The 22,296-nt window shown below is 69.6% G+C and carries 20 protein-coding genes; 7 read left to right on the forward strand and 13 right to left on the reverse strand.

The window, feature by feature from the left end; all coding sequences use genetic code 11:
- The first annotated feature begins 38 nt into the window (after positions 1–38).
- The 3 genes from GF068_RS17900 to GF068_RS17910 all read left to right on the forward strand — a co-directional run bounded on the left by GF068_RS17900 (position 39) and on the right by GF068_RS17910 (position 3,554).
- Entirely contained in the window at positions 39–833 is a 795-nt protein-coding gene (locus GF068_RS17900; RefSeq protein ID WP_153820624.1) for an SDR family NAD(P)-dependent oxidoreductase, read from the forward strand.
- A gap of 105 nt (positions 834–938) precedes the next feature.
- Positions 939–2,693, forward strand: a complete 1,755-nt coding sequence (locus GF068_RS17905; RefSeq protein ID WP_153820625.1) for a cation:proton antiporter — start codon at positions 939–941, stop codon at positions 2,691–2,693.
- Positions 2,694–2,807: 114 nt separating this feature from the next.
- Positions 2,808–3,554 carry a hypothetical protein gene (locus GF068_RS17910; RefSeq protein WP_153820626.1) on the forward strand — a complete coding sequence of 249 codons (747 nt, stop codon included), beginning with the start codon at positions 2,808–2,810 and terminating at the stop codon, positions 3,552–3,554.
- Between the two features lie 11 nt (positions 3,555–3,565).
- Here the strand turns inward: GF068_RS17910 and GF068_RS46305 are convergent, their stop codons facing one another.
- Both GF068_RS46305 and GF068_RS45165 read right to left on the reverse strand, forming a co-directional pair.
- Positions 3,566–5,737 carry a right-handed parallel beta-helix repeat-containing protein gene (locus tag GF068_RS46305; protein WP_153820627.1) on the reverse strand — a complete coding sequence of 724 codons (2,172 nt, stop codon included), beginning with the start codon at positions 5,735–5,737 and terminating at the stop codon, positions 3,566–3,568.
- Positions 5,738–5,748: 11 nt separating this feature from the next.
- Positions 5,749–6,033, reverse strand: a complete 285-nt coding sequence (locus tag GF068_RS45165) for a hypothetical protein (RefSeq protein WP_153820628.1) — start codon at positions 6,031–6,033, stop codon at positions 5,749–5,751.
- On the opposite strand from GF068_RS45165, the gene GF068_RS17925 reads away from it, so the two are divergent.
- Positions 6,011–6,337 carry a hypothetical protein gene (locus GF068_RS17925; protein ID WP_153820629.1) on the forward strand — a complete coding sequence of 109 codons (327 nt, stop codon included), beginning with the start codon at positions 6,011–6,013 and terminating at the stop codon, positions 6,335–6,337. The genes GF068_RS45165 and GF068_RS17925 overlap by 23 nt on opposite strands.
- Before the next feature lie 27 nt (positions 6,338–6,364).
- On the opposite strand, the gene GF068_RS17930 is transcribed toward GF068_RS17925, so the two are convergent.
- The gene (locus GF068_RS17930; protein ID WP_153820630.1) at positions 6,365–6,511 is read right to left on the reverse strand and encodes a hypothetical protein; all 147 of its coding nucleotides are present in this window, start codon (positions 6,509–6,511) and stop codon (positions 6,365–6,367) included.
- A gap of 232 nt (positions 6,512–6,743) precedes the next feature.
- Here GF068_RS17930 and GF068_RS17935 point away from each other — a divergent pair, with 232 nt between their 5' ends.
- Together GF068_RS17935 and GF068_RS17940 are read left to right on the forward strand one after the other, a co-directional pair.
- The gene (locus tag GF068_RS17935; protein ID WP_153820631.1) at positions 6,744–8,177 is read left to right on the forward strand and encodes a vWA domain-containing protein; all 1,434 of its coding nucleotides are present in this window, start codon (positions 6,744–6,746) and stop codon (positions 8,175–8,177) included.
- A gap of 33 nt (positions 8,178–8,210) precedes the next feature.
- The gene (locus tag GF068_RS17940) at positions 8,211–9,002 is read left to right on the forward strand and encodes a dienelactone hydrolase family protein (protein WP_153820632.1); all 792 of its coding nucleotides are present in this window, start codon (positions 8,211–8,213) and stop codon (positions 9,000–9,002) included.
- Here GF068_RS17940 and GF068_RS17945 read toward each other — a convergent pair whose 3' ends face one another.
- From GF068_RS17945 to GF068_RS17955, 3 genes are read right to left on the reverse strand one after another with little or no spacing between them, the layout of a single operon-like run.
- Positions 9,003–9,848: a carbohydrate ABC transporter permease gene (locus tag GF068_RS17945; protein ID WP_153820633.1), complete on the reverse strand. Its 846-nt coding sequence runs from the start codon at positions 9,846–9,848 to the stop codon at positions 9,003–9,005.
- On the reverse strand, positions 9,845–10,768 hold the full coding sequence (locus GF068_RS17950) for a carbohydrate ABC transporter permease (RefSeq protein WP_153820634.1): 924 nt from the start codon (positions 10,766–10,768) through the stop codon (positions 9,845–9,847). Before GF068_RS17950 ends, GF068_RS17945 begins: the two co-directional genes overlap by 4 nt.
- Before the next feature lie 10 nt (positions 10,769–10,778).
- On the reverse strand, positions 10,779–12,131 hold the full coding sequence (locus GF068_RS17955) for an ABC transporter substrate-binding protein (protein WP_153820635.1): 1,353 nt from the start codon (positions 12,129–12,131) through the stop codon (positions 10,779–10,781).
- A gap of 106 nt (positions 12,132–12,237) precedes the next feature.
- Between GF068_RS17955 and GF068_RS17960 the strand changes: the two genes are divergently transcribed.
- The gene (locus GF068_RS17960) at positions 12,238–12,414 is read left to right on the forward strand and encodes a hypothetical protein (protein ID WP_153820636.1); all 177 of its coding nucleotides are present in this window, start codon (positions 12,238–12,240) and stop codon (positions 12,412–12,414) included.
- On the opposite strand, the gene GF068_RS17965 is transcribed toward GF068_RS17960, so the two are convergent.
- From GF068_RS17965 to GF068_RS17995, 7 genes are all read right to left on the reverse strand, one after another.
- The gene (locus GF068_RS17965) at positions 12,371–13,402 is read right to left on the reverse strand and encodes a diacylglycerol/lipid kinase family protein (protein WP_153820637.1); all 1,032 of its coding nucleotides are present in this window, start codon (positions 13,400–13,402) and stop codon (positions 12,371–12,373) included. The two genes, GF068_RS17960 and GF068_RS17965, sit on opposite strands and share 44 nt — an antisense overlap.
- Before the next feature lie 79 nt (positions 13,403–13,481).
- Complete coding sequence (locus tag GF068_RS17970) at positions 13,482–18,644, reverse strand: MYXO-CTERM sorting domain-containing protein (RefSeq protein WP_153820638.1); 5,163 nt, start codon at positions 18,642–18,644, stop codon at positions 13,482–13,484.
- Positions 18,645–18,786: 142 nt separating this feature from the next.
- On the reverse strand, positions 18,787–19,578 hold the full coding sequence (locus GF068_RS17975; protein WP_153820639.1) for a hypothetical protein: 792 nt from the start codon (positions 19,576–19,578) through the stop codon (positions 18,787–18,789).
- A 2-nt stretch (positions 19,579–19,580) separates the two neighbouring features.
- Positions 19,581–20,348 carry a hypothetical protein gene (locus GF068_RS17980; protein ID WP_153820640.1) on the reverse strand — a complete coding sequence of 256 codons (768 nt, stop codon included), beginning with the start codon at positions 20,346–20,348 and terminating at the stop codon, positions 19,581–19,583.
- Positions 20,345–21,088 (reverse strand): ABC transporter ATP-binding protein, encoded by a 744-nt coding sequence (locus GF068_RS17985; protein WP_153820641.1) that lies wholly within the window; start codon positions 21,086–21,088, stop codon positions 20,345–20,347. Before GF068_RS17985 ends, GF068_RS17980 begins: the two co-directional genes overlap by 4 nt.
- Positions 21,085–21,756 (reverse strand): TetR/AcrR family transcriptional regulator, encoded by a 672-nt coding sequence (locus tag GF068_RS17990; RefSeq protein ID WP_153820642.1) that lies wholly within the window; start codon positions 21,754–21,756, stop codon positions 21,085–21,087. Before GF068_RS17990 ends, GF068_RS17985 begins: the two co-directional genes overlap by 4 nt.
- 103 nt (positions 21,757–21,859) lie before the next feature.
- The gene (locus GF068_RS17995) at positions 21,860–22,192 is read right to left on the reverse strand and encodes a hypothetical protein (protein WP_153820643.1); all 333 of its coding nucleotides are present in this window, start codon (positions 22,190–22,192) and stop codon (positions 21,860–21,862) included.
- Positions 22,193–22,296 lie beyond the last annotated feature (104 nt).

The raw sequence follows: 22,296 nt of genomic DNA on the forward strand, positions 1-22,296 counted from the left end.
GCCGCGCGCTACCATCGTTCTTTCCGAAGGAGGAAGGTATGGACCTGGGATTGACGGGGAAGCGGGCGCTCGTGACGGGCTCGACGGCTGGAATTGGCCTCGCCGCCGCGCACGCCCTGGCGAGCGAAGGCGCCCATGTCACGGTGAACGGACGGACCGAGGCCCGCGTGCAGAGCGCCGTGGACGCCCTGCGGCGCGCGCTCCCCGGCGCGACGATCGAGGGCATCGCGGCGGACCTCTCGACCGCGGCCGGGTGCAAGACGCTCCTCACGAAGCTCCCCGACGTCGACGTGCTCGTCAACAACATGGGGATCTTCGAGCCCAAGCCATTCGACGAGATCCCCGACGAGGACTGGCTCCGGTTCTTCGAGACCAACGTGCTCAGCGGCATACGTTTGTCTCGGCATTACGTGACCGGCATGCGCGCCCGCAACTGGGGCCGCATCGTCTTCGTGTCGAGCGAGTCTGCGCTGCAGATCCCCGCCGAGATGATCCATTACGGCATGACGAAGACGGCGCAGCTCGCCGTCGCCAGGGGCCTGGCCGAGACGCTGCGCGGGACGGGCGTGACCGTCAACAGCGTGCTGCCCGGCCCGACGGCGTCGGAGGGCGTGGGCGACTTCGTCGCAAAACTCGCGGCGGCGCGCGGCGCCGACGTCGCCACGGTGGAGCGCGAGTTCTTCGCCACGGCGCGGCCGAGCTCGATCATCCAGCGATTCGCCGCGCCGGACGAGGTCGCCTCCATGATTGCGTACGTATGCAGCACACGGGCGTCTGCCACCACGGGCGCGGCGCTCCTCGTGGACGGCGGCGTCGTGCGCGCCATTGCTTGATTCGCACTCCCAAGCTCTCCCGACGCGAGCGGGCGCCCGCCCCCGAGACGCCCGCTCGCCAGGCTTTCGCAACGGCCCGCCTCCTGCTCCGTATGCTTCCACGGAATGCATACGTACGACCTCATCCTCACGCTGACGGCCGGGCTGCTCGTCGCGCTCGTGCTCGGCATGATCACGCGGCGGCTCGGCGCGTCGCCCATTCTGGGTTACCTGCTCGCCGGGATCGTCGTCGGCCCGAGCACGCCCGGTTTCGTGGCGAACCTCGAGCTCGCCGGGCAGCTCGCCGAGGTGGGGATCGTCCTGCTCATGTTCGGCGTGGGATTGCATTTCCACCTCGGCGATCTCCTCAAAGTCCGGCGAATCGCGGTCCCGGGCGCGGTCGTCCAGAGCCTCTTCGCCACCACGATCGGGGCCGCGGTGGCGCTCGCCTTCGGCTGGTCCGGCGCCGCCGGCCTCGTGCTCGGCATGGCGGTCTCCGTGGCGAGCACGGTCGTGCTGATCCGAATGCTCACCGATCACGACGCCCTGGAGACGCCGCAGGGGCACGTCGCCGTCGGCTGGCTGATCGTCGAGGATATCTTCACGGTCGTCATTCTCCTCATGGTCCCGATGCTCGCGACCCTGCGCGGCGCAGAGGCCTCCGCTGCCCAGACCGCCTGGCTCATCGGCGTTGGACTGGCGAAGCTCGCCGCGCTCGTCGTGCTCGTGCTCGTCGTCGGCGCACGCGTCGTGCCCTGGTTCTTGACGAGGGTCGCGCGATCGCGGAGCCGCGAGCTCTTCACGCTCGCCGTGCTCGCGGTCGCCCTCGCCGTCGCGACGGGCTCTGCCGTCATTTTCGGCGCATCCATGGCGCTCGGCGCGTTCCTCGCGGGGATGGTCGTCGGGCAATCGAAGGTGAGCCACCAGGCCGCCGCCGACGCCCTCCCGATGCGGGACGCATTCGCCGTGCTCTTTTTCGTCACGGTCGGGATGCAGCTCGATCCCCGCTCGCTCATCGAGACGCCCGGCCTCGTCCTCTCCGTGCTCGCGATCATCCTGCTCGCCAAGCCGCTCGCCGCGCTCGTCGTGGTCGTCGTCTCGGGGTATTCGGTCCGCACGGCGCTCACGGTGGCGATCGGCCTCGCGCAGATCGGCGAATTCTCGTTCATCCTCGCCGACGCGGCGCTGAGGCTCGATCTCTTCCCCGCGGAGGGGCGCAGCGTCCTCGTGGCGAGCGCGATCGCGTCGATCGCCCTGAACCCCCTGCTCTTCCGGCTGATGGATCCGCTCGAGGATTGGCTGCGCGCGCGGCCGTCCATCTGGCAATGGCTCAACCGTCGCGCAGAGGCGCGAGGCGAGGCGCTGAGAGACCGGGCCCCGAAGGAGCCGACCCGCGAATGCGAGATCCGCGCGATCGTCGTGGGATACGGCCCCGTCGGCCGTACGGCCGTGGACATCCTCGATCGCTTCCACGTCTGCTCCGTGATCGTGGAGCTCAGCATCGACACAGTCACGGAGCTCTCGAATACGGGCCGGAACGCCGTGTATGGCGACGCGCGCCGGCCCGAGGTCCTGCAGGCCGCGGGCATCGAGACCGCTGATTACCTGGTCTTGACCACGCCGAACCCCGAGACGAGGGCCGCGGTGGTCAACGTGGTGCGGAGCCTCGAGCCCGATCTACCCATCTTCGTGCGCGCCCATTACATGAACGAGCGCGCGACGCTGGAGAGCCACCACGCGACGGCCGTCTGTTACGAGGAGGCCGAGGTCGCGGTCCGGCTGGCGGAGATGCTGTTGACGGAGATCGGCGTCGATCCGCAGCAAATCGCGGAGGAGTCGATCCGGATTCGCGTGGAGCTCGGGCCCGGCGCCACGCCTTGACGCGGCGCGTCCGGTGGGGTGAGGAGCACGTATTCATCTTGCGGCGCGACGCCGACCCGGGATACGATGCTTCCCAGGGCTCGCGGATCACGCGCCCGGGCGGAGGGAACGACCTTGAATTCATCTATCACGGAGGGGCGGAAGAAATACGCGGGGCGCCTCGGCGCCGCTTTCCTCGGCCTCGGTTTGCTCGCGGCGCCGGCCACGTCGGCTGCCCAGACGAGGAACGCGCCCCCGCCGCCGCCCGCGGCCACGCCGCCCCCGACCGCGACCACGCTGCCGCCGCCGCCCCCGCCCCCCGCGGACGCGGCGCCGCCGCCCGGGGCTCCGCCGCCCGGCGCGCAGCCGGGCCCGTACCCGTACCCATACCCGTATCCGTATCCGTACGGGCAGCCCGGTTATCCCTATCCGCCGCCGCCTCCCGGCTATGGCTATCCGGCCGATGGTGCGGAGCGCAAGCCGATCATGCCGTACAAGGGTGGAACCATTCCTCCCGGATACGTCCTCGAGGAGCGCGTCCGGAAGGGGCTCGTCATCGCGGGCAGCGTCCTCTTCGGGACGTTTTATCTCTTCACGGCGGCAGGCGCGGCGGCGGCCCAATCCGACGATGCCCCTTGGGGAGCGCTCTTCGTGCCCGTGCTCGGCCCCTTCATCGTCGCCGGGGCGGGCGATTTCAGGGGGTCGGACGCGGCGATCGCGAGGCCCCTGCTCGTCTTCGACGGCCTCGTCCAGGCCGGCGGGGCGGCCATGTTGATCGCGGGCCTCGTCGCCAAGCAGAAGGTCCTCGTGCGAGAGGACCTCGTCGCCCGCACCGAGCTCGTCGTGGGGCCGGGGTCCGTGGGAATGAAAATGAGCTTTTGAGGGAGGTCGCTCTACTCCCTGGCGCCGCGCCTCCGCCGTCGCGAGAGGCCCCAAGCGAGCGCCGCGAATGCATACAGCCCGATCCCGGGGGCGGCGCCATCCCCGAGGCGACAGCCACAACCCGCGTCCTCTTCGGCTCCGCCGCCCGCGCCATCGCCGCCCGCGCCATTGCCACCGGGGCCGTCTCCGCCCGCGCCGCTCGACGAGGCCCCCGAGCCGCCGTCCGGCAAACCGCCGTCCGGGAGCGGCCCCACCCCTCCCCGCTCGAACGCCCCGAGATCCGGCGCCGCGCCGACGACGAATCGATCGTTGATGCCCTCGATCACCACGCCCACGTCGACGAGCCCGCTCCCCTCCACCGGCGTGAAATCGCCGCCCTCCGCGTCTTCGTATTCGGGCTCGACCTGAAAGCCGTGGCCCTCGATCGTGCCCGAGGCCGAGAGCTCCGCGATGTTCGCGTATTTCACGTCGATCCATTTCACGAAACGCGGCGCCCCGTCGAGGATGTCGGTGTACAGATTGTCCCAGTCGAGGTCCACGGGGCCGCTCGGCGTGACGCTGCTCTCGATGACGTAGCGGTGCGAGGCCCAGATGTTGTTCCGCGTGATCAGGTTCGCGAAGGGGATCGTGGGCGCGATCGCCTGCGCCCCCTCGAGGCCCGCGGCCGGCCGGCTCGTCGTGTGGTACACGAGCATGAACCCCTGCGAGCCGTTGTTCACCTTGAGCGCGTGCTCCTTGAAGCCGTCGATGACGTTTCGCACGACAAACAGCGGGCCAACGTCGATCGGCGCGAGCGAGACGCCGTTCAGCACCCCGCGCATGTGGTTGTTCCAGAGGCGCACGTTCACGCAGGCGCCTTCGGGCTCGAGCCCGTCGTCGCCGTGCTCGACGAGCACGTTGTCGTACACGTCCGTCTCCGGAGCGATCGCCTCCGAGGCGTCCCCGAAAACCCCGATGTAGACCCCATTGAAGGTGCCCGTGAGCTGGTTTCGCCGCACGATGTTGCCCCCGCCGCCGGTGATCGAGATGGCGCTCGCCTCGGGCGTATGGCCCTTGACCGAGCTCCAGGGCCACGACCAGATGCTCGTGTCGCGGACGATGTTGTCCTCGATGACGTTCTCCGCCGCGAGGGGCCTGCGCACGCGGACGCCGGCGTTCATGTGGTGAATATGGTTTTTCCGGACCCACGCGCGCGCCGTGTCGCGAACGTCGATGCCCGCCCCCTCGGCATCGGCGCCGAGGTACCGGATCTCGAACCCCTCGATCACGACGTCGCTGACGGTATCGAGGAGGAACCCGACGTTCCGGACCGCCACGTGCATCGTATGCCCTGCCGGCGATCCGCCGTCGGGCAGCTTCACGTAGATTCGATTCGCGGCCGCGTCGACGTAGAACCCGCCCGCGAGGCCCGCCGCGCCGGATTGGAGGTCCGCGAGGGAGCTGTAATCGTAGAGGCGCGTATCGTCCACGGCGACGTACTGGCAAGCGCCGGAGAAGGGCGCCGAATGGATGCCGTCGCCCTCCGATTGAAAGACCGAACCGTCCTCGAGCGCCGGGTCGGATCCGTCGAGGATGGCGCCCGGCTCGGCGACGAACCAGACCGGGGCTCCCGCGTCGCCGCCGTGGCTTCCATTCACGGTCACGGTCTCGCGATACACCCCGGCCGCGACGTGCACGACCGTCCCCGGGCCCGCCGCCGAGGCCGCCGCGTTGATCGTCTTGAAGGGCGAGGCCTCGGAGCCGTCGCCGCCGTCCGAGCCATTCTTCGCGTCCACGTAGAGGTGCTTGCTCCCCTGGGGCGGGGGCGCGTCGTCGCGGGTGCGGATCGTGCCCGTGGTTTCCTGGGGCGCGGCGTTGTCGGGATCGTCGAGCGTGACGCGCACCTCGTATTCGGTCGCGGGCTCGAGGAAGAGGGCGCTGCCGCGGCGCGGGCCGGGCGTGCGGAGGAGCGGATGCCCCGTCGTGAAGCTCGCCTCGCCGACCTTGCGAAACGCGAGCTTCACCGTGGCGTCGCCGTCGTCGTCCCCCGTGACCGCGGCCGTCACGCCCACCGCGTGAATCGTGGGCCGGAGGGTGAGATTGCCGAGCGTGGACGTATCCGCGGCGCGCGCCGCGCCGGCGGCCGTGGCGATCAGCAGGAAGAGAGAAGATACGAGAATCGGGCCTTGCGGGTATCGAAGCATGGGCCAGGATCTTACGCACGACCGGGACGGCCGGAAAGGTTTTTTCGTTCGTTCCGGGCGCACTGCAGAAATGAAGGAATTTCCCTGATTGCGCCGCCGCCATCGGGTGGGTATGAGCCTTGGAACGACGGAAGAAAAGGAGAACGCGCTGTGACCAACGCAATGCCCGCCATGAACATGCCGATGTCGATGATGCCCTCGTCCATGATGGGATCGCCCATGACGGGTATGCCCATGGGGGGAATGCCGCCCATGATGAACATGATGCCCGGCATGATGAACATGATGCCCGGCATGATGGGCATGATGCCCGGCATGATGGGCATGGGCATGATGCCCGGCATGATGAACATGATGCCCATGATGGGCATGATGCCCGGCATGATGGGCATGGGTATGATGCCCGTGATGTGCCGGATGTCCTATGAAATGACGAAGGACGGAATCACCTGCAAATTGACGCCCGGCGACGGCACCTCCATGGAGATGATGAAGGAGCGCTGCGAGGCCATGGCCCGCATGATGTCGGCCGGCATGCCCATGATGATGTTGTGCGGAGGGATGCCGATGATGATGTGTATGCCGAGCGCGCAGAAGTGACCCGCCCGCGGCGGGCCGCTCCTCCATTCACATCGACGGCCAGACGGGGACCCAGAACCAGACCGGGACCCAGACGAGCACGACGGGCCCCGCCTGCGCCATTCGGCGCTGCTCGTCGGCGCGCTTCCTTCGGACCTCGTCGAGGTTGATCACGCGGGCGTAGCGCTGGTTCATCGGACGACCTCCAACAAAGCGTGGCATCGTCCAACATAACGGACGCCGCTCGTTGGATCAAGCCTTTCCGAGAGATCGGGCGTGAAGAAGCCGAGCTCACTCCAGGCCGAGCGGCATTTCCGGGGAGTTCGGCGATTCTCGACGAGGTCCTCCGTTCACGGACGCGACATTTCGCCGGAGGATCCAAATCTTCGGGCGCCGCCGCGCGTCTCAGGCGGGCTCCGGAGCCGCCATGAGAGTTTTCGCGTTTCGCACGTCGATCCCCTTCGCCCTCGTCACCCTCGTCCTCTTCGTCCTCGGCTGCGCGCCGGCCGCCTCGCCTCCCGGCGCGCGTGATCCGAACGCGATCCGCGTGGAGGTGGCGCTCGGCTCGCCCGTGCTGCTCGCGAACGGGGACAGCACGGTCTACGCCGTGCTGCGCATCTCCACGTCCACGCGCCCCGCGCGCGAGCGTGGCCCCGTGAACGTCGCGCTCGCCATCGATACCTCGGGCTCGATGGAAGGCGAGGCGATCGCCGCCGCGCGGCGCGCGAGCCTCGAGGTGATCGACGCGCTGAAGGACGGCGACAGGCTCGCGGTCGTCGTGTTTCATTCGAAGGCCGAGGTCCTCGTCCCTTCGACCGAGCTCGACGCCGAGGTCCGCGCCGAGGCGCGGCGGCGCATCGCCGCGATGGAGGCCCGCGGCACGACCGAAATGGCGGGCGGGCTCCAGACGGCGCTCGACGAGGTGCTCTCGAACGTGAACCCGAACGGCGTGAACCGCGTGGTGCTGCTCGGCGACGGGATCCCGAACCAACCGGCGAACCTCGAATACACGGCGAAGCGCGCCGCCGATCGTGGCGTCGCCATCACGACCCTGGGCCTCGGGCTCGATTACGACGAGATGCTCATGGGCAAGCTCGCGGACCTCTCGGGCGGCAGGTACCGCTACATCGAGACCGCCGACAAACTGGCTGGTTTTTTCCGGGAGGAGCTCGATCGCCTCGACCTGGTGTACGGCCGAAACGCCGCGGTCGCGCTGACGCCCGGCCCGGGCGTGCGGATCGACGCGATCGTTGGTGGTGAAACGATCTCCCCGGGCCATGCCAGGGCCTACCTGCCGCTCGGCGACATCACGCGTGGGGACAGCCGCGACGTCGTCGTTCGAATGACGGTGACGCCTCGCAAGGCGGACGTGCCGATCGAGCTGCTCGACGCGGTGCTCACCTTCGACGACGCGCTGGAGCAGGCGGGTCGGCTGGAGCGGCGCCTGTACCTCGGCGCGCGCACGACGCTCGACGAGGCCGAGGTCGCGAGAGCGAAGAACCCTGCCGTCGAGCTCTCGGCCGCGCTCGCCGAGGCGTCCGCGACCACGCTCCAGGCGCTCGAGCTCGGCAAGCAAGGCGCCTACCTGCGCGCGCGCGGGCTGCTCGAGAAGGGCGCCGCGGCGGCCCTGGCGCAGTCGAAGCGCACGCCGAGCGCCGAGCTCGAGAAACTCGCGGCGAACATGACCTCGGTGGCCAAGGACATGCCCGAGGCCGACCGACCCGCGCCGAAATCGCCCTCCTCGGGGTACGAGTACGAATTTTCGGACGACTCCATGGCCGCGCCGATGCCCGCGGAGGCCCCCTCGGTCGTTCGCAAACGCAAAGAGGTGCACCAGAAGGCCGTGGAGGCCCTCCATTGAACGGCGCCCGCATCCGCGCTACCCTCCGCGGCCATGCCCATCGAGCTCGACGGCTTTTCGCGTGAATCTTTCACCCACGAAGGCGCGACCCGGGACGTCTACCGCCGCGGAAGTGGCCCCGGCGTCGTCGTCATGAGCGAGATGCCCGGCATCACGCCCCAGGTGATGCGCTTCGCCGAGCGGGTCGCCGCGGAGGGTTTCACGGTGTTCATGCCGCAGCTCTTCGGCACGCCGGGACGACCGCTCTCCTTTCCTTATGCAATCACCGAGCTCACGCGGGCGTGCATCTCACGCGAGTTCGCGGTGCTCGCGGCCCATGAATCGAGCCCCCTCGTCGACTGGCTGCGCGCGCTCTGCCGTCACGTCCACGCGGAGCTCGGCGGGAGAGGCGTCGGCGCAATCGGCATGTGCATCACCGGCAATTTCGCGCTCGCGCTCATGGTGGATCCGGTGGTCGCGGCGCCGGTGCTCAGCCAGCCATCGTTGCCGCTCGGACTCGGCGCGGCTCGCCGCGCCGGAATGCACATCTCGGATCGTGACCTCGCCGCCGTGAAGGAGCGATGCGCGGCCGGCGCGCAGGTGCTCGCCATGCGCTTCACGCACGACCCGCTCTGCCCGGGCGAGCGCTTCGTGTCGTTACGCAAGGCCCTCGGCCCCGCGCTCGAATCCATCGAAATCGACTCGGGCCCGCAGAACCCCTGGGGCATCCCGCGGCGCGCCCATTCCGTCGTGACGAGCGACCTCGTCGACGAGGCCGGTCACCCCACGCGACAGGCGCTCGACCGCGTGCTCGCCTTCTTCGGCGAGCGCCTGCGAGAATCGTGATCAGCCCTTGACCGCTCCCGCGGTGAGGCCCGCGATGATACGTCGCTGGAAGATCAGCGCGAGCACGACGAGCGGCGTCGTCACGAGCACGGACGCGGCCATCATCTGCCCCCAGGGCACCTCGAAGGCCGAGCTCGTCGTCGCGGAGAACGAGAGGATCGCATAGGTCACGGTCCGTTTGTCCGGGGTCTGCATGAAGGAGAGCGCGAACAGGAGCTCGTTCCAGGCGGCGATGAAGGAGAGCAGCCCCGTCGTGACCATCCCGGGGGCCGCGAGCGGGAGCATGATCTTCGCGAAGAGCTGGAGCGGAGACGCGCCATCCATGATGGCCGCCTCCTCGATTTCGATCGGCACGGCTTCGAGGAACCCGGTGAGCACCCAGACGGTGAATGGCAGCGTGAAGACGAGGTACGTCAGGGTGAGGGCCGGCAACCGGTTGTAGAGGCCGAGCGCATTGACGAGCTGGAAGAGCGCGCCGAGGACGGCGATCTGGGGGAAAAGCGTCATCGAGAGGACGACGTAGAGCACGAGGCTGCGGCCGCGGAATCGGTAGCGGCCGAGGGCGAACGCCGAGAGCGCGCCGATCGCGAGGGAGACGAGCGTCACGGAGCAGGCCACGAAGACGCTGTTCAGCGCCGCGCGGAGGAAATCGTCGTTCGCGAGCACGTGGCGATAATGCTCGAGCGTCGGGTGCGCGGGCCAGAACCGCGCGGGCGTCGCGAAGAGCTCGGCGTTCGTCTTGAACGAGGACACGAGCGCCCAGCCAAAAGGAAACACGAGATACACGAGGAGACAGAAGACGCAGAGCCCGAACGCGACGCGCTTCGCCGTGGCCCGGACCTTCATGCCTCCCTCCCGCGGAAGAGCGCGATGTAAATGCCGATGAAGACGGCGATGACGAGGAAAATCGCGGTGGAGACTGCCGATCCATATCCAACGTCGGAGATGCTGACGAGGATCTCGTGGGCATACGTGGCCAGCGTCTGCATGTCGGGCCGGCTCCCGAACATCACGTAGAAGACGTCGAAAACGCGTAATGCGTCGAGCGTACGGAACACGAGCGCGACGAGCAGGGCGGGCCGGAGGAGCGGCAGGGTGATGCGCGTGAAGGCCTGGAGGCGCGTGGCGCCGTCGACGCGCGCGGCCTCGTAGAGCTCGCGCGGGATGAGCTGCAGCCCTGCGAGGAGGAGCAATGCGACGAACGGCGTCGTCTTCCAGACGTCCACGAGCACGGCCGCGGCGAGCGACGTCCTCGGGTCCGCGGTGAACGCGATCGGCTCGGAGACGAGCCCCAGGCGATCGACGAGGATGTCATTGAAGACGCCGTAGACGTCGTTGTACATCCATTTCCACATCTGCGTGGACACCGCCGTGGGGATCGCCCAGGGGACGAGCATCGCCGCGCGCATCGCGGAGCGACCCTTGAAACGAGCATCGAGGAGCAGCGCGATGCCGAGGCCGAGGGCGAGCTCCAGGATCACGGTGAGCACGGCGAAGAGCACGGTGAGGAGGAGCGCGTCCAGGAAAAACCCATCGTGGACGAGCTCCACATAGTTCGACAAACCCACGAACCGAGCCGGCTCCTCGCTGCCGAGCCGGGTGTTCGTGAGGCTCAGGTACAGGGTCTGGACGAGCGGATACAGCGCCACGAACGCCGTCACGACGAGGGCCGGCGAGAGGAACGCCCACGCCACCCTGGCGCGCCTCTTCGCGCGGCTCCCCGCGAGATTTTTTGTTTCTTTCGCGCCGCCCATGGTCGTGCTCATCCCGCGCCCCTCAGCGTAACGAGCGCCGGATGCGCCGCGCGATCTGCGAGAGCGCCTCCTCGGGGTCCGTCCCGTAAAGCGCCTTGCTCACGCCTTGATAAAAGGCGATGGACACCTCGTTGTACCTCGCCCCCGCCTGGCTCGAGGGCCGCGCGATCAGCGTCGACCCCCGGACGCGCTCGAGGAAAGGCAGGACCCGGGCGACGTCCGGATCCCTCTGCACCGCGGGGATCGTGGGGATGTATCCGCCGACGAGCGCCCGGAAGCGCTGCACCTCGGGCGAGCAGAGGTAGCCCACGAAATCGATCGCCGCGTCGGGAAAGCGTGAATACCTCGATACGCCGAGGGTCCATCCGCCCAGGGTCGCGCTGCTCTCGTGGCCGGGCTCGCGCGGGAGCGGCGCGACGTCGAAGCGCCCCTCGATCGAGGAGCCCTTCATGTTCCCCGCCGCGTACGCGTATGGCCAGTTGCGCATGAAGGCCGCATTGCCTCCCTGAAACACGTTGCGCGCGTCCTCTTCCTCGTATCCCGTCACGCCGATCGGCGAAATCGTCCCGACGAACCTGTGGAAACGCGCGAGGGCCCGCGCGGCCCGGGGGTTCTCGACCGTGGGCTCGCGGCCCTCCAGGATGGTGCCTCCTCCGTGCGAATGGATCCACTCGAGCGCATTGCAGGTGAGCCCCTCGTACGCCTTGCCCTGCCAGACGAAGCCGGCGAACGAGCGGCTGCGCGCGCGCTCCCCCTCCTGGATCCTCCGCGCCATCGATTCGAGCTCGTCCCACGTCGCCGGGGCCGCCACGAATCCGTACTTCTGGAGCAGATCGGTGCGATGGTAGAGCATGCCGAAATCGGTGAAATAAGGCATAGCCACGAGCCGCCCCTCCACGGTGTCGTTCCGGATGGCGGCCTCGAGGTGCGTCGCCGCGAGGCCCCCGAGGGCCTCTCCGAGGTCGAGCAAATGCGGCGCGAAAATGCCAGGCCATACGACGTCGAGCGAGAGGATATCCACATCGGCGGAGCGTGCCTGGAAGAGGCGCTGGTAGCCCGCGTAGGTCTCGGTGGCGTCACGCGGGCGCAGGACGACGTCCACGACGGCGCCCGTGTCCAGGGCGAACCGCCGCGCGAGGACACGATCGATGGCGGCGCCGATACCGACCGACTCCGCATAATACACGAGCCGCGCGCCCGCGTGCCGCGCGGCGCCCGGGACGGGCGGCGGCGGCGCGGAGACCTCGGGGAGATCCAGGGCCCCTTCGGCGTCCGAGGAGGGCGCGCCCCGACAACCGTGGATCAGCGCAGAGAGCGGGAGCGCCGCCGCCGCCGCGAGGAAGGAACGTCGCGTCTGCTCGCCTCTCTCGCCCATCGCCACGAGATCGTTCCGCCATCACTCGGCTTCGTCAAATGGTTTGTCCTCAAACGGCTCGGCAAAACGAGCGGCACGGTTCCTGCTGAAGCTGAAGGGACGGGTCATGGACCTCGACGTCGTGATCCGCGGGACGGGCACGCTCATCGACGCGTTCGGCGTCGCGGTCATCGCCCTGGGCATCGTGGTCGCGACGGGCCGGCTCGTTCGTCACCTCGTCTGGACGCTGGAGGTCGAGCTCAGCGGTCGGTTCCCCTGGCAGCAGCGGGGACGATCAGCCTGAGCACGCGAGGGAGGACCTCGATCGAAGCCCGCTCGTGGCGAGGGAACTCCTCGCCGTCGAGCTGACAAGGCGGGGGAGCGTCGCCTTCCGCGACGCGGAAATGGATATCGATCCGCGCGGACCGCCGCGTCCCCGGGGGCGCATCGGGGGCGACGAGCCGGGCGCGCGCGAGGGGCCCGAGCGAGAGGCCGAGCGTGGCGCGCAGGAGCCAATCGCGCCGCGTGGGAAAGGGGATCACCTCGAACAGGCCGTCGTCGTGGCGCGCGGTCGGGTCCACCACCCAACCGCCTGCGTACACGGGTGTCCCTCGAATCAAGAGCTCCGTGAGCCGCGCCTCGTATCGACATTCGTCGGCGGCGACCTCGGCCACGCAATCGACGTCCGTGCGCGGAGCAGAGAGGAGGGTACGGAGCAAGGCGCCACCATAAACGAGCTCGTCGCGGTACAGCGCCGCGGCCCCGAGGCGCCGGGCCCGATGGCGGTCCACGTTGCGCGCCGCGATCACCGCCGCGCCGATGCCATAACCCACGGAGTCGAAGAAGGTCGCGCGCGCGACCGTCCTGCCGGCGCCGTCCTGCGCCTCGAGGTTTCCCGCGTCGAGCCTTGTCTCCCGGCCGATGACGAGCACGCGGACATTACGATCGAGCGCGCCCTCACCGGCCCTCAGCCCGAAGCTCAGGCCGTGGTTGTTCGCGGTCCCCGCGGGGAGCATGCCGAGCGTCACCGCGTCCCTCCGCGGGCTCTCGAGCAGCCCCTCCGCGACCTCGCGAAACGTCCCGTCTCCGCCCATGGCAATGACGCATCGATACGGCTCCTCCGCGAGCGCGTCTCGCACCGCCTGCACGGTTTTCCCGCCGGGCTCGGTCGGCAAGAGGCGCGCCCCGAGCCCCGCCGCGCGAAGCAAGCGTAATGCGCGATCGATTCGCGCCGCATTACGCCCGCTCTGGGCCATCGGGTTCGCGACGAGGAGGTGCGTGGGCGCCGGCATCTGGGCGGAGTGTACCCGAAGCGAGGCGGGACGCCGCGCCCGTCAGGGCGCGGCCAGGAGGGAGGAGAGAGGGAGGGGCTCAGGCCGAGCGACGACGCCGGCGCAGGCCAAACGCCGCCACGACGAGCAGAGCGCCAACGCCGGAGGCCGTGGAGGACGCAGGCGCCGTCCGGCAGCCGCAGCCGCTGCTGTCCGTCGTTTGCCCGCCGCCGCCGGCGCCATCCCTGCCGCCCATGCCGCCCATGCCGCCTGCGCCGCCAGCGCCGCCAGCGCCACCGGCACCACCATTGCCGCCATTGCCACCGGCACCACCATCGCCGCCAGCGCCGCCAGCGCCGCCAGCGCCGCCAGCGCCGCCAGCGCCGCCAGCGCCGCCAGCGCCACCCGCGCCCATGGAGGGAATGCACCACTCCATGACCGGATCACACTCGTGGTCCGGGGCGCATTGGCTGTCGCTCGTGCAGCTCGTCGCGCACTTCGTCCCGTCGCAAGCGTACCCGGGCACGCAGCTCGTCTCCGTGCCGGCGACACACGTGCCGCCGCCGTCGCACTGCGACGGGTTCGTTTGCGTGGTCCCCGCGCACGCGCCCGGGGCGCATTGCGTGCCCGAGGCGTGGAGCGCGCACGCGCCATCGCCGTTGCACTGGCCGTTCTGGCCGCAGGTCGAGGGCACCTGGGCCGCGCACTCGTTATCCGGGTCCGTCCCGTTCTTGATCGGCCCGCACGCCCCGTCGGCGCCCTGGCCCTTCTTCGCCGTGGAGCAGGCCTCGCAGCCGCCATTGCAGGCCGCGTCGCAGCAGACGCCGTCCACGCAGAAGCCCGAGCTGCACTCCGACGCGTTCGCGCAGGGCGCGCCCGGCGAGCCCGCCGGCTGACAAGCGCCCGCATTGCAGACGTTGCCCGGCAAGCACTCGTTGCTGTTCGTGCAGGGGTTCTTGCACGTCCCCGCCGAGCAGACGTACGGCGCGCAGTCCTGCCCCATCGCGTCGTTCACGCACTGCCCCGAGCCATTGCAGATCTGGCCCGTCACCACGCTGCCCTGGCAGGTGCTCACGCCGCAGGAGGTGCCCTGCGGGTGGAGCTGGCAGGCGCCCGTGCCATTACAAGCGCCCGTCTGCCCGCAGCTCGTCGCGGCCTGCGTCATGCACTCGTTGTCCGGATCGACGCCGAGCGCGATGGGCCCACACACGCCGTCCGAGCCATTGCCCTTCTTGGCCACGGTGCACGCCTGGCAAAGCCCGCCGCACGTCGTGTTGCAACACACGCCGTCGACGCAGAAGCCCGACGCGCACTGGGCGTTCGTCGAGCACGCCCCGCCATTACCGAGCGGCGGGACACACGCGCCCATCACGCAGGCAAACCCCGAAGCGCAATCGGCGCTCGTCGCGCACGCGCCCTCGCAAGCGCCGCTCGAGCACGCGTACGGCGCACACTCTTGCCCCATCGTGGACGGGATGCACGTGCCCACGCCGTCGCAGATCTGGCCCTTCAGCACCGTCCCATCGCAGAGCGGGCTGCCGCAAGACGTGCCCGCCCCGTGGAGCTGGCAGGCGCCGGCGCCATTACATTGCCCCGTCCTGCCGCAGGTCGAGGCCGCCTCCGCCGAGCACTCGTTGTCCGGATCCGCGCCGACCACGATGGGCCCGCACGTCCCGTCCGCGCCCTCGCCCTTCTTGCCCGCCGAGCACGCCTGGCACGAGCCCGTGCAGGCCGTGTTGCAGCAGACGCCGTCGACGCAGTTGCCCGACTGGCAATCGGCGCTCGTCATGCATTGTGCGCCGTTGCCGAGCAGGCCCACGCACGCGCCGCCCACGCACGAGAAACCGGCCGCGCAATCCGCGCCCGTCGTGCACGAGCTCTTGCACATGTCATTGCTGCAGGTGTACGGCGCGCAGCTCGTCGGCGTGCCGTTCGCCGCGCACGTCCCCGCGCCGTCGCAGGCCTCGGGCTGGAGCGATCCGCCATTACACGTCGATCCGCAGCTCGTGCCCGCAGCATAGAGCTTGCACGCGGCCATGCCGTTGCAGCTCCCGTTCGTCCCGCACGAGCTCGCGCCCTGATCGGTGCACTCGTTGTCGGGATCGGTGTCGACCGCGATCGGCCCGCAGACGCCGTCCGCGCCCGCGCCCTTCTTCGCGGCGGTGCAGGCCTGGCAGGTGCTCGTGCAGCCCGCGTCGCAGCAGACGCCGTCCGCGCAGAACCCGCTCACGCATTGCGCGGCGATCGAGCAGGCCGTGCCGTTCGCGCCCGGCGAGACGTCCGAGAGGAGACGCGCGCGCGCCCGATCCGCGCCGTAGGGCTGCTGCGGATCGAACCGGTAGTACGTGGCGAGGACCTCCTGCGGCTTGCCCGCCGCGAGCTGCGGCCGGAGCTCGCGCTGCAGCACGTCGTTCGACACGACGAGCCCGCCCGGATCCTTGTTCGTGCCGGTGCTCGTGATACGCGCGGCGTAGATGTCCTGATAACTCGAGGTCACGCGGTCGTCCTGCCAGGCGACCCAGTACTGCGTGCCGTCCCAGGCCGCGGAGGGGTAGCCCTGGGTGTTCAGCGCGTTGCTCACGGTGATACCCACGACGTCGAGCACCGTCCCCGCGGCGTTGACGCGGGCGCCGCGCACGTCGTTGGAGCCGTTCCATGCGACAAACCAGTCCGTCCCGTTCGACGCGACCGTGGCGCTCGTCTCGGTCGAACCCACGACGGCCGAGACCGGGATCGCGAGCGCGCCCGCGTCGAGGACCGAGCCGTCGGGCGCGACGCGCGAGGCGAAGATGTCGCTCGAGTTCGTCGGCTTGGTCCAGGCGACGAGGTAGTTCGTCCCGTTGTACGCGAGGGCGGGGAACGAGCCGCCGCCGGTCGAGATCTTGATGCCCGCGGGATCGAGCACGGTCGACGCGGGCGCGACACGCGCGCCCCAGATCTCGACGCTGCTGGCGTCGCGCCACGTGACGAGCCAGTTCGTCCCGTCGGCCGCGACGACAGGGTTCATCTGGTTGCCGCTCGCCGTGTTCACGGCGACGCCGCCGGCGTCGAGCACGGCGCCCGTGCTGGAGACACGCGACGCGAAGATGTCGTCGTTGCCGGAGCCGTTCCGCCGGTCTTGCCAGACCACGAGCCAGTCGGCGCCGTTCGCCGCGACGGACGGGACGAGCTGCACGTCCGTCGCCTGCGAGATCGCGATCCCGCCCGGATCGAGCACCGTTCCCGCGCTGGAGAGGCGCGCGCCCCAGATGTCGCTCGTGAGGCCCGGGCGCAGGTCCTCCCAGACCACGAGCCAGTTCGTCCCGTTGTATGCGACGCGCGGGTGACGCTCGTCGTTCGAAGCGCGGGAGAGCAGCGTGCTCGTGGCGTCGACCTTGACGATCGCGTTCGACACGCGCAGCCCGTAGATGTCGGACGAGGTCCCCGTCACCTCGTTGCGCAGGTCGCTGAAGGCCACGTAGAAGTTCGTCCCGTCGTGCGCCGCCCCGGGGTACAGGCGCATGCCCATCTCGTTCGTCACGACGGTCGCCGTCACGAGCACCGCCGCGCCCGAGCTCACGCGTGCGCCATAGACCTGGATCTGGTCGTCCCAGAACACGCCGTAGCCGTTGCCCGCGAAGACGACGGCGACGTTCGTGGGAGCGAACGCATTCGCGCCCGACCCGATGGTGAAGCCGCTGCTCCCATCCATGACGCTGCCGGTCGACGAGATGCGCTGGCCGTAGACGGTGTTCGCGTTGGAGTGGTTGTCCCAGGCGAGCAGCCAGTTCACCCCGTCCGACGCCAACCCGATCGGCCCGTTGGGACAAACCGAGCTGTTGTTGCATGCGTAGATGTCGCTCGCGTCGATCACGGTGCCGGCGGGAGACACGCGTCGCCCGACGACGCGATAATACGACGCGCCCGTCCAGACGTTCGTCGCGACGAGGTAGTGCGTACCGTTGAAGGCGACCGCCGTGTCGACCGGATTGTACGTCGACGAGGTGATGGTCACGGTCGTCGGGTTGACCGTACCGTTCATCCCGACGAACGACCCGCGCACCACGTTGTTCGACCCGTGCACGATGAAGTAGTTCGTGCCGTCGAACGCGATCGAAGGAGCGCTCTTGCTGCCGCCGGTGGCAACGGCGATCCCGTTCGGATCCTGCACGACGCCTGCCGCGGTGACGCGCGCGGCGTAGACGTCACTCACGCCGTTGCGCGTGTCGAGCCACGTGACCATCCAGTCCGTCCCGTTGTTCGCCACGGCCGGCGAATACTGGTAGCCCTTCGCGACCGCGATCGGGATGCCCGACGTATCGAGCACGGTGCCGGCCGACGACACGCGCGCGCCGTACACGGCCTCGGAGCCCTGGTACCGAGTGTCCGACCAGACGACGAGGAAGTTGCCGCCCGCGTACGAGACGACCGTCTCGTACTGCTCCCTGGTCGTCGCGGCGTGCACGGGCGTGTCGATCGCGGTCTCGGGGCCGATCACGGGATCGAGCACCGCCGGATACGCGCTCGCGTCGAGCACGGAAGACGGCACGCGCAGCACGATGCGCCCGTCCACGAAGTCCGACTCCACGTGCGTCCGCACGCCGTTCGCGTCGATCCACGTGGCCACGCCGTAACGCACGCCGACGCCCGTCGCGGGATCGGCGAAGTGCAAGCCGCCCTCGGTCTCGCCGAGGAACTCTTCACCCGTCACCGCGATCTTCAGCTCGAGATCACCCACGCCCGCCGGGCGATCGGCGAATTCGAAGCTCTGCTCGACGCCCTCCTCGTCGTTCTCGAGGTGCTCGACGACGGCGCCGCGCTGGATGCCGAGGCTCGCGTCGGCGCGCACCGCGGCCGTGCCGCCGCGCGTCTCCACGATCGACGTCCCGCCGCGCGTGATGCTCTCCAGCGACGCGACGAACGGCGCCGTGGTGCTCTCCTCGGGCGTGACCGCGAGGTCGCCCTCGCTCGGCCACACCATGAGCGCCTCGGGGCTCGCCTTGACCGCGTACGTCACGTGCCCGGCCGAGAACTCGGAGCCCTCGGCGCGATAGCCGAAGTGCGTCCGGCGCATGACGGCGGCGAGATCGGGGGACGCGGCAGGGTTTGTCACGGCCGCGGCCTGCGCCGGAGCGCCTGCATTTTCCTGCGGGCCCGGGTTTGGCTTTTCAGAACTACACCCTGCGAGCGCGGCGAGGATCAGGCTGTGACAAACCCAGCCGATCGCCGCGCCGAGGATCCGCCGATGGGCGGCGCGCGTGCGTGGAACGGATCGAGATTGCATGTCTCCCACCAGGTGAATGCTGGCCCCGCGTGTACACCGCGGCTCGACGAGGCCGCAGCCGGCGGGGACGTTTTCGGCGCGCATCGGACAGCATGGACCGGCGCACGTCAAGCGACGGGGACCCGCATTCCGCGAGGAGACGTCAGCGCGTGTCGGACCGCTCGAGCACGCGACCGGCGAGCCGCACGAAGAGCACGCAGAGCGGGATCACGACCACGAGCGAGAGAGGGCCAAGCCACGCGGAGGTGGCGTCGTGCCAGAGGAGGGTGGGCATGGCGATCGTGGATCGCAACGTCGTGTGGTTCTCGTAGACGTCGGGGCGATAGATCAAGACGGCGCTCGGCAGCACGGGCACGAGCCACACGACGGCCCCGACGAGCAACGCATGGAAGGTGTCGCGCATGCGCACGAGCAGCGGCAAGAGCAGCGCGAGCAGGAGCAGCGCGTACGCGGTGAGAAAGAGCCCCGCGCCGAGCGCGCCTGCGAAGCTGATCATGTCGCCCGGCACGAGGTGCGGCACGAGCGCGATCGCCGTCACGATGGAGACGGCCGCGCCGCTCGCAGCCGCAGCGCCGAGGATGGGAACGACGCGCGCGGCGAGGACCACGTGGGCCGGGATCGGCTTGGCGAGCAAGAGCTCGAGCCGACCCTCTTCCCGGGCCGCGACGAGGGCGCCGAGCAGGCCCGCGAGCCCCACGAAAAACGCAGCGAAATACGAGGCGAGCAGGTCGTTGACGAGCAGGACCGCCGCCATGCCCCGGATGTCGAACGCCTGCTCCAGGAAGCGGATCACGCGCTCGGGCAGACGCACGAGGAGCGCGTGGGTCCCAAGGACCGCGGCGGCGCCGACGATCGCAGCCGCCATCGGAGCGCGGCGCGGCATGTGGCGCGCCTCGAGCACGTAATAATCGCGGAGCGAAGCCGACGTGGTCATGATCAAGCCTCCATGCGGCGCACGCCGGCGGCGCCGACGCCGATCGCGGCGATCGAGAGGAGCGCGAGGGCGAACATCGGCGGCGCGAGCTCGGCCGGGCCGAGGTGGTCGAGGCTCCCGAGCGAGAGCGCGCCGAGCGCGATGGGGTTCACGAGCAACGCGGGCCGCCACGCCGGCTGGTAGAAGCCGACGAGCGACATCCCGACGAGCAGGCCGAGCACCGTGAGCCCGATCAAAGCGGACGCGCCGCGGTGCTTCACCCAGGCGGCGATCGCGGCCGAGAGCCCGGTCGCGAAGACCGCGCCGAAGAGGTGCAGCGTCATCGCGGCGAGGAACGTCCCGGGTCGGAAGCCCGGCACGCGCGAGGGGAAGTAGAGCAGGCCGAGGAGCTGCGTGCCCACGTGGAGCGTGGCCATGACGCCACACGCGCTGATCGCGCGTAACGCGAAGTAACGCGGCATCGAGAGGGGTTTGGCCGCGAGGATCGAGAGCACGCCGACGTCGCGCTCGCGCAGCACGACGCCGCTCGCGAGCACGACCGGGAGGAACGCGATCGCCTTGTTCATCGCGAGGTCGATCCACACGAACATGAAGATCACGAACGGCCTGTCGTCGCCGAACCACATGGCGATCGCGTCCTGCACGTGCGCGGGCGGGCGCGCGAGCATCGCCGGAATGGCGAGCACCGCGTAGAGGAGCATGGCGCCGCAGAGCCACGTCTTGCGCTCGCGCAAGGTCGCGAGATAGTCGAGCCACTGGAGCCGGATCACGCGGCCTCCTTGCGCACGAGCGCGAGGTAGAGGTCGTCCATCGTGCGAGCGCCGTGCCGATCCTTGAGCTCTTCGACGTCGCCGAACGCGACGAGCCTGGCCCGATGCAGGACGGCCACGTGCCGGCAAAGCGCCTCGACGTCGGAGAGGATGTGCGACGAAAAGAGGACGGTGACGCCCCGATCGCGGGCGAGCTCGCGGAGCAGCTCGAGCAGCTCGTGGCGGCCGAGCGGATCGAGGCCCGAGGTCGGCTCGTCGAGCAAGAGCACGCGTGGCTCGTTGATGAGCGCCTGGGCGAGCCCCACCTTCTGCGCCATGCCGGTGGAGAAGCCGCGCAGCGCTCGATCCGCGTCACGCACGAGGTCGAAACGTCGGAGCAGCGCCTCCGCGCGCTCCGTGATCACGTCCCGCGGGAGCGCGAACATGGCGCCGACGTATTGCAAGAATTGCCGCGCCGTCATGTCGGGCGGGAGGGTGTAATGCGCCGGCAAATACCCCGCTGTGCGGCGAACCTCGAGCGTCTCCTGCCCGACCTCCCGGCCGAGCACGCGCGCCGAGCCGGACGTGAGGGGCGTGAGCCCGAGGAGCATGCGCAGCGTCGTGGTTTTCCCCGCGCCGTTGTGCCCCATGAACCCGAAGACCTCGCCGGGCTCGACGAAAAACGTGACGTCGTCGACGGCCGTCACCCCTCCGAATCGCTTCGTCAGGCCGGAAAGCTCGATTGCATGCGTCTTGGTCATCGCTTGGATCTCCTCGGTTTCGTGCGTCGGGAGCTCTCCGGCTCCTCGGGGTCCCTCTTCGCGGAGAGGCCCGCGCGGAAGACGTCGACGATCGCGTCGAGCGCGCGCTCGGGTGAAAAGAGGCCGAGCTCGGCGACGAGGCCGAGGTGTTGCGGGGCGAAGCGCAGCACCCCGAGGACGATCGGGACCGCGTCGCGATCGACGTCGGCGCGGATCTCGCCGCGCGTGATCCCCTCGTCGACCCAGCCGCGGATCATGGCGACCTGCGCCCGGCCCTGCTCGATCTTTTTCGCGTCCGAGGCGAGCCCGAGCGCGCGCAGATCCGGGTCCTCGCGGAGCAGCTTGCCGAACATCGGATCGGCGAGGAGCTGGCGATACGCGAAGCGCAGGGTGCCGACGATCCGCTCGAGTGGCGACTCGATCGTCATCACCTCCTCGACGTAACGAGCGCCGATCGCCGCGAACGCCTGCTCGACGACCTCACGCAGGAGCGACTCCTTGTCGGCGAACTCGAGGTACAGCGCGCCCTTCGCGCAGCCCGCCTCGGCCGCGACCGCGTCGAGGTTCGTCCCCTTGAAGCCGTGCTGGGTGAAGTGCCGCCGCGCCGCTTCGAGGATGCGCTGGCGACGCGCAGGGTCGCGGGGCTTCTGGATACGTCGGCCTGCCATCCCGACCAAGATGACTCATAAGGTCGTTCGAGTCAACTCCGGCCACGTTCGAGCGAGCGCGCGTGTCCCGCGAGCTCGCTCGAGCGCGGCGCCTCGGCCCCGATCAGTCGATGTCCTCGCCCTTGGCGACGAGCTTGCCGTCCGCGGTCACGGCGACCTCGAGCTTCTGGCCGTCGGCTTTCTCGATCTCCGCCTTGTAGTGGACCTGGCCGCCCTTCAGCGAGATCTGCTCGACCTTCTTGATCTGGCCCCCGCTGGCCCACGTCCGGAGGGTCGTTTGCGCCGCGGTGGGCAGGTTCGCGAACGGGATATCGGACTTGTCGGCGTCTTCGTATTGATCCTCGAGCGAATGCCCCTCGTGGTGGTCCGCCAGGGCCGGCGCCGCGAAGAGCCCGAGCGCGAGCGCGGCGAACAAGGGCCGGAGTACCCGAGTCATGATCGTCTCCTTCCGGTTGAATGCCTGCCGCGACCCTCGCAGCAGGCTCCCCACCTCGCACATGCGAGACCGGTGCCGTTTCCCGCGTGAACGCCGCGCCCGAG

The sequence above is a fragment of the Polyangium spumosum genome (assembly GCF_009649845.1).
GTDB classification, from domain to species: Bacteria; Myxococcota_A; Polyangia; order Polyangiales; family Polyangiaceae; genus Polyangium; species Polyangium spumosum.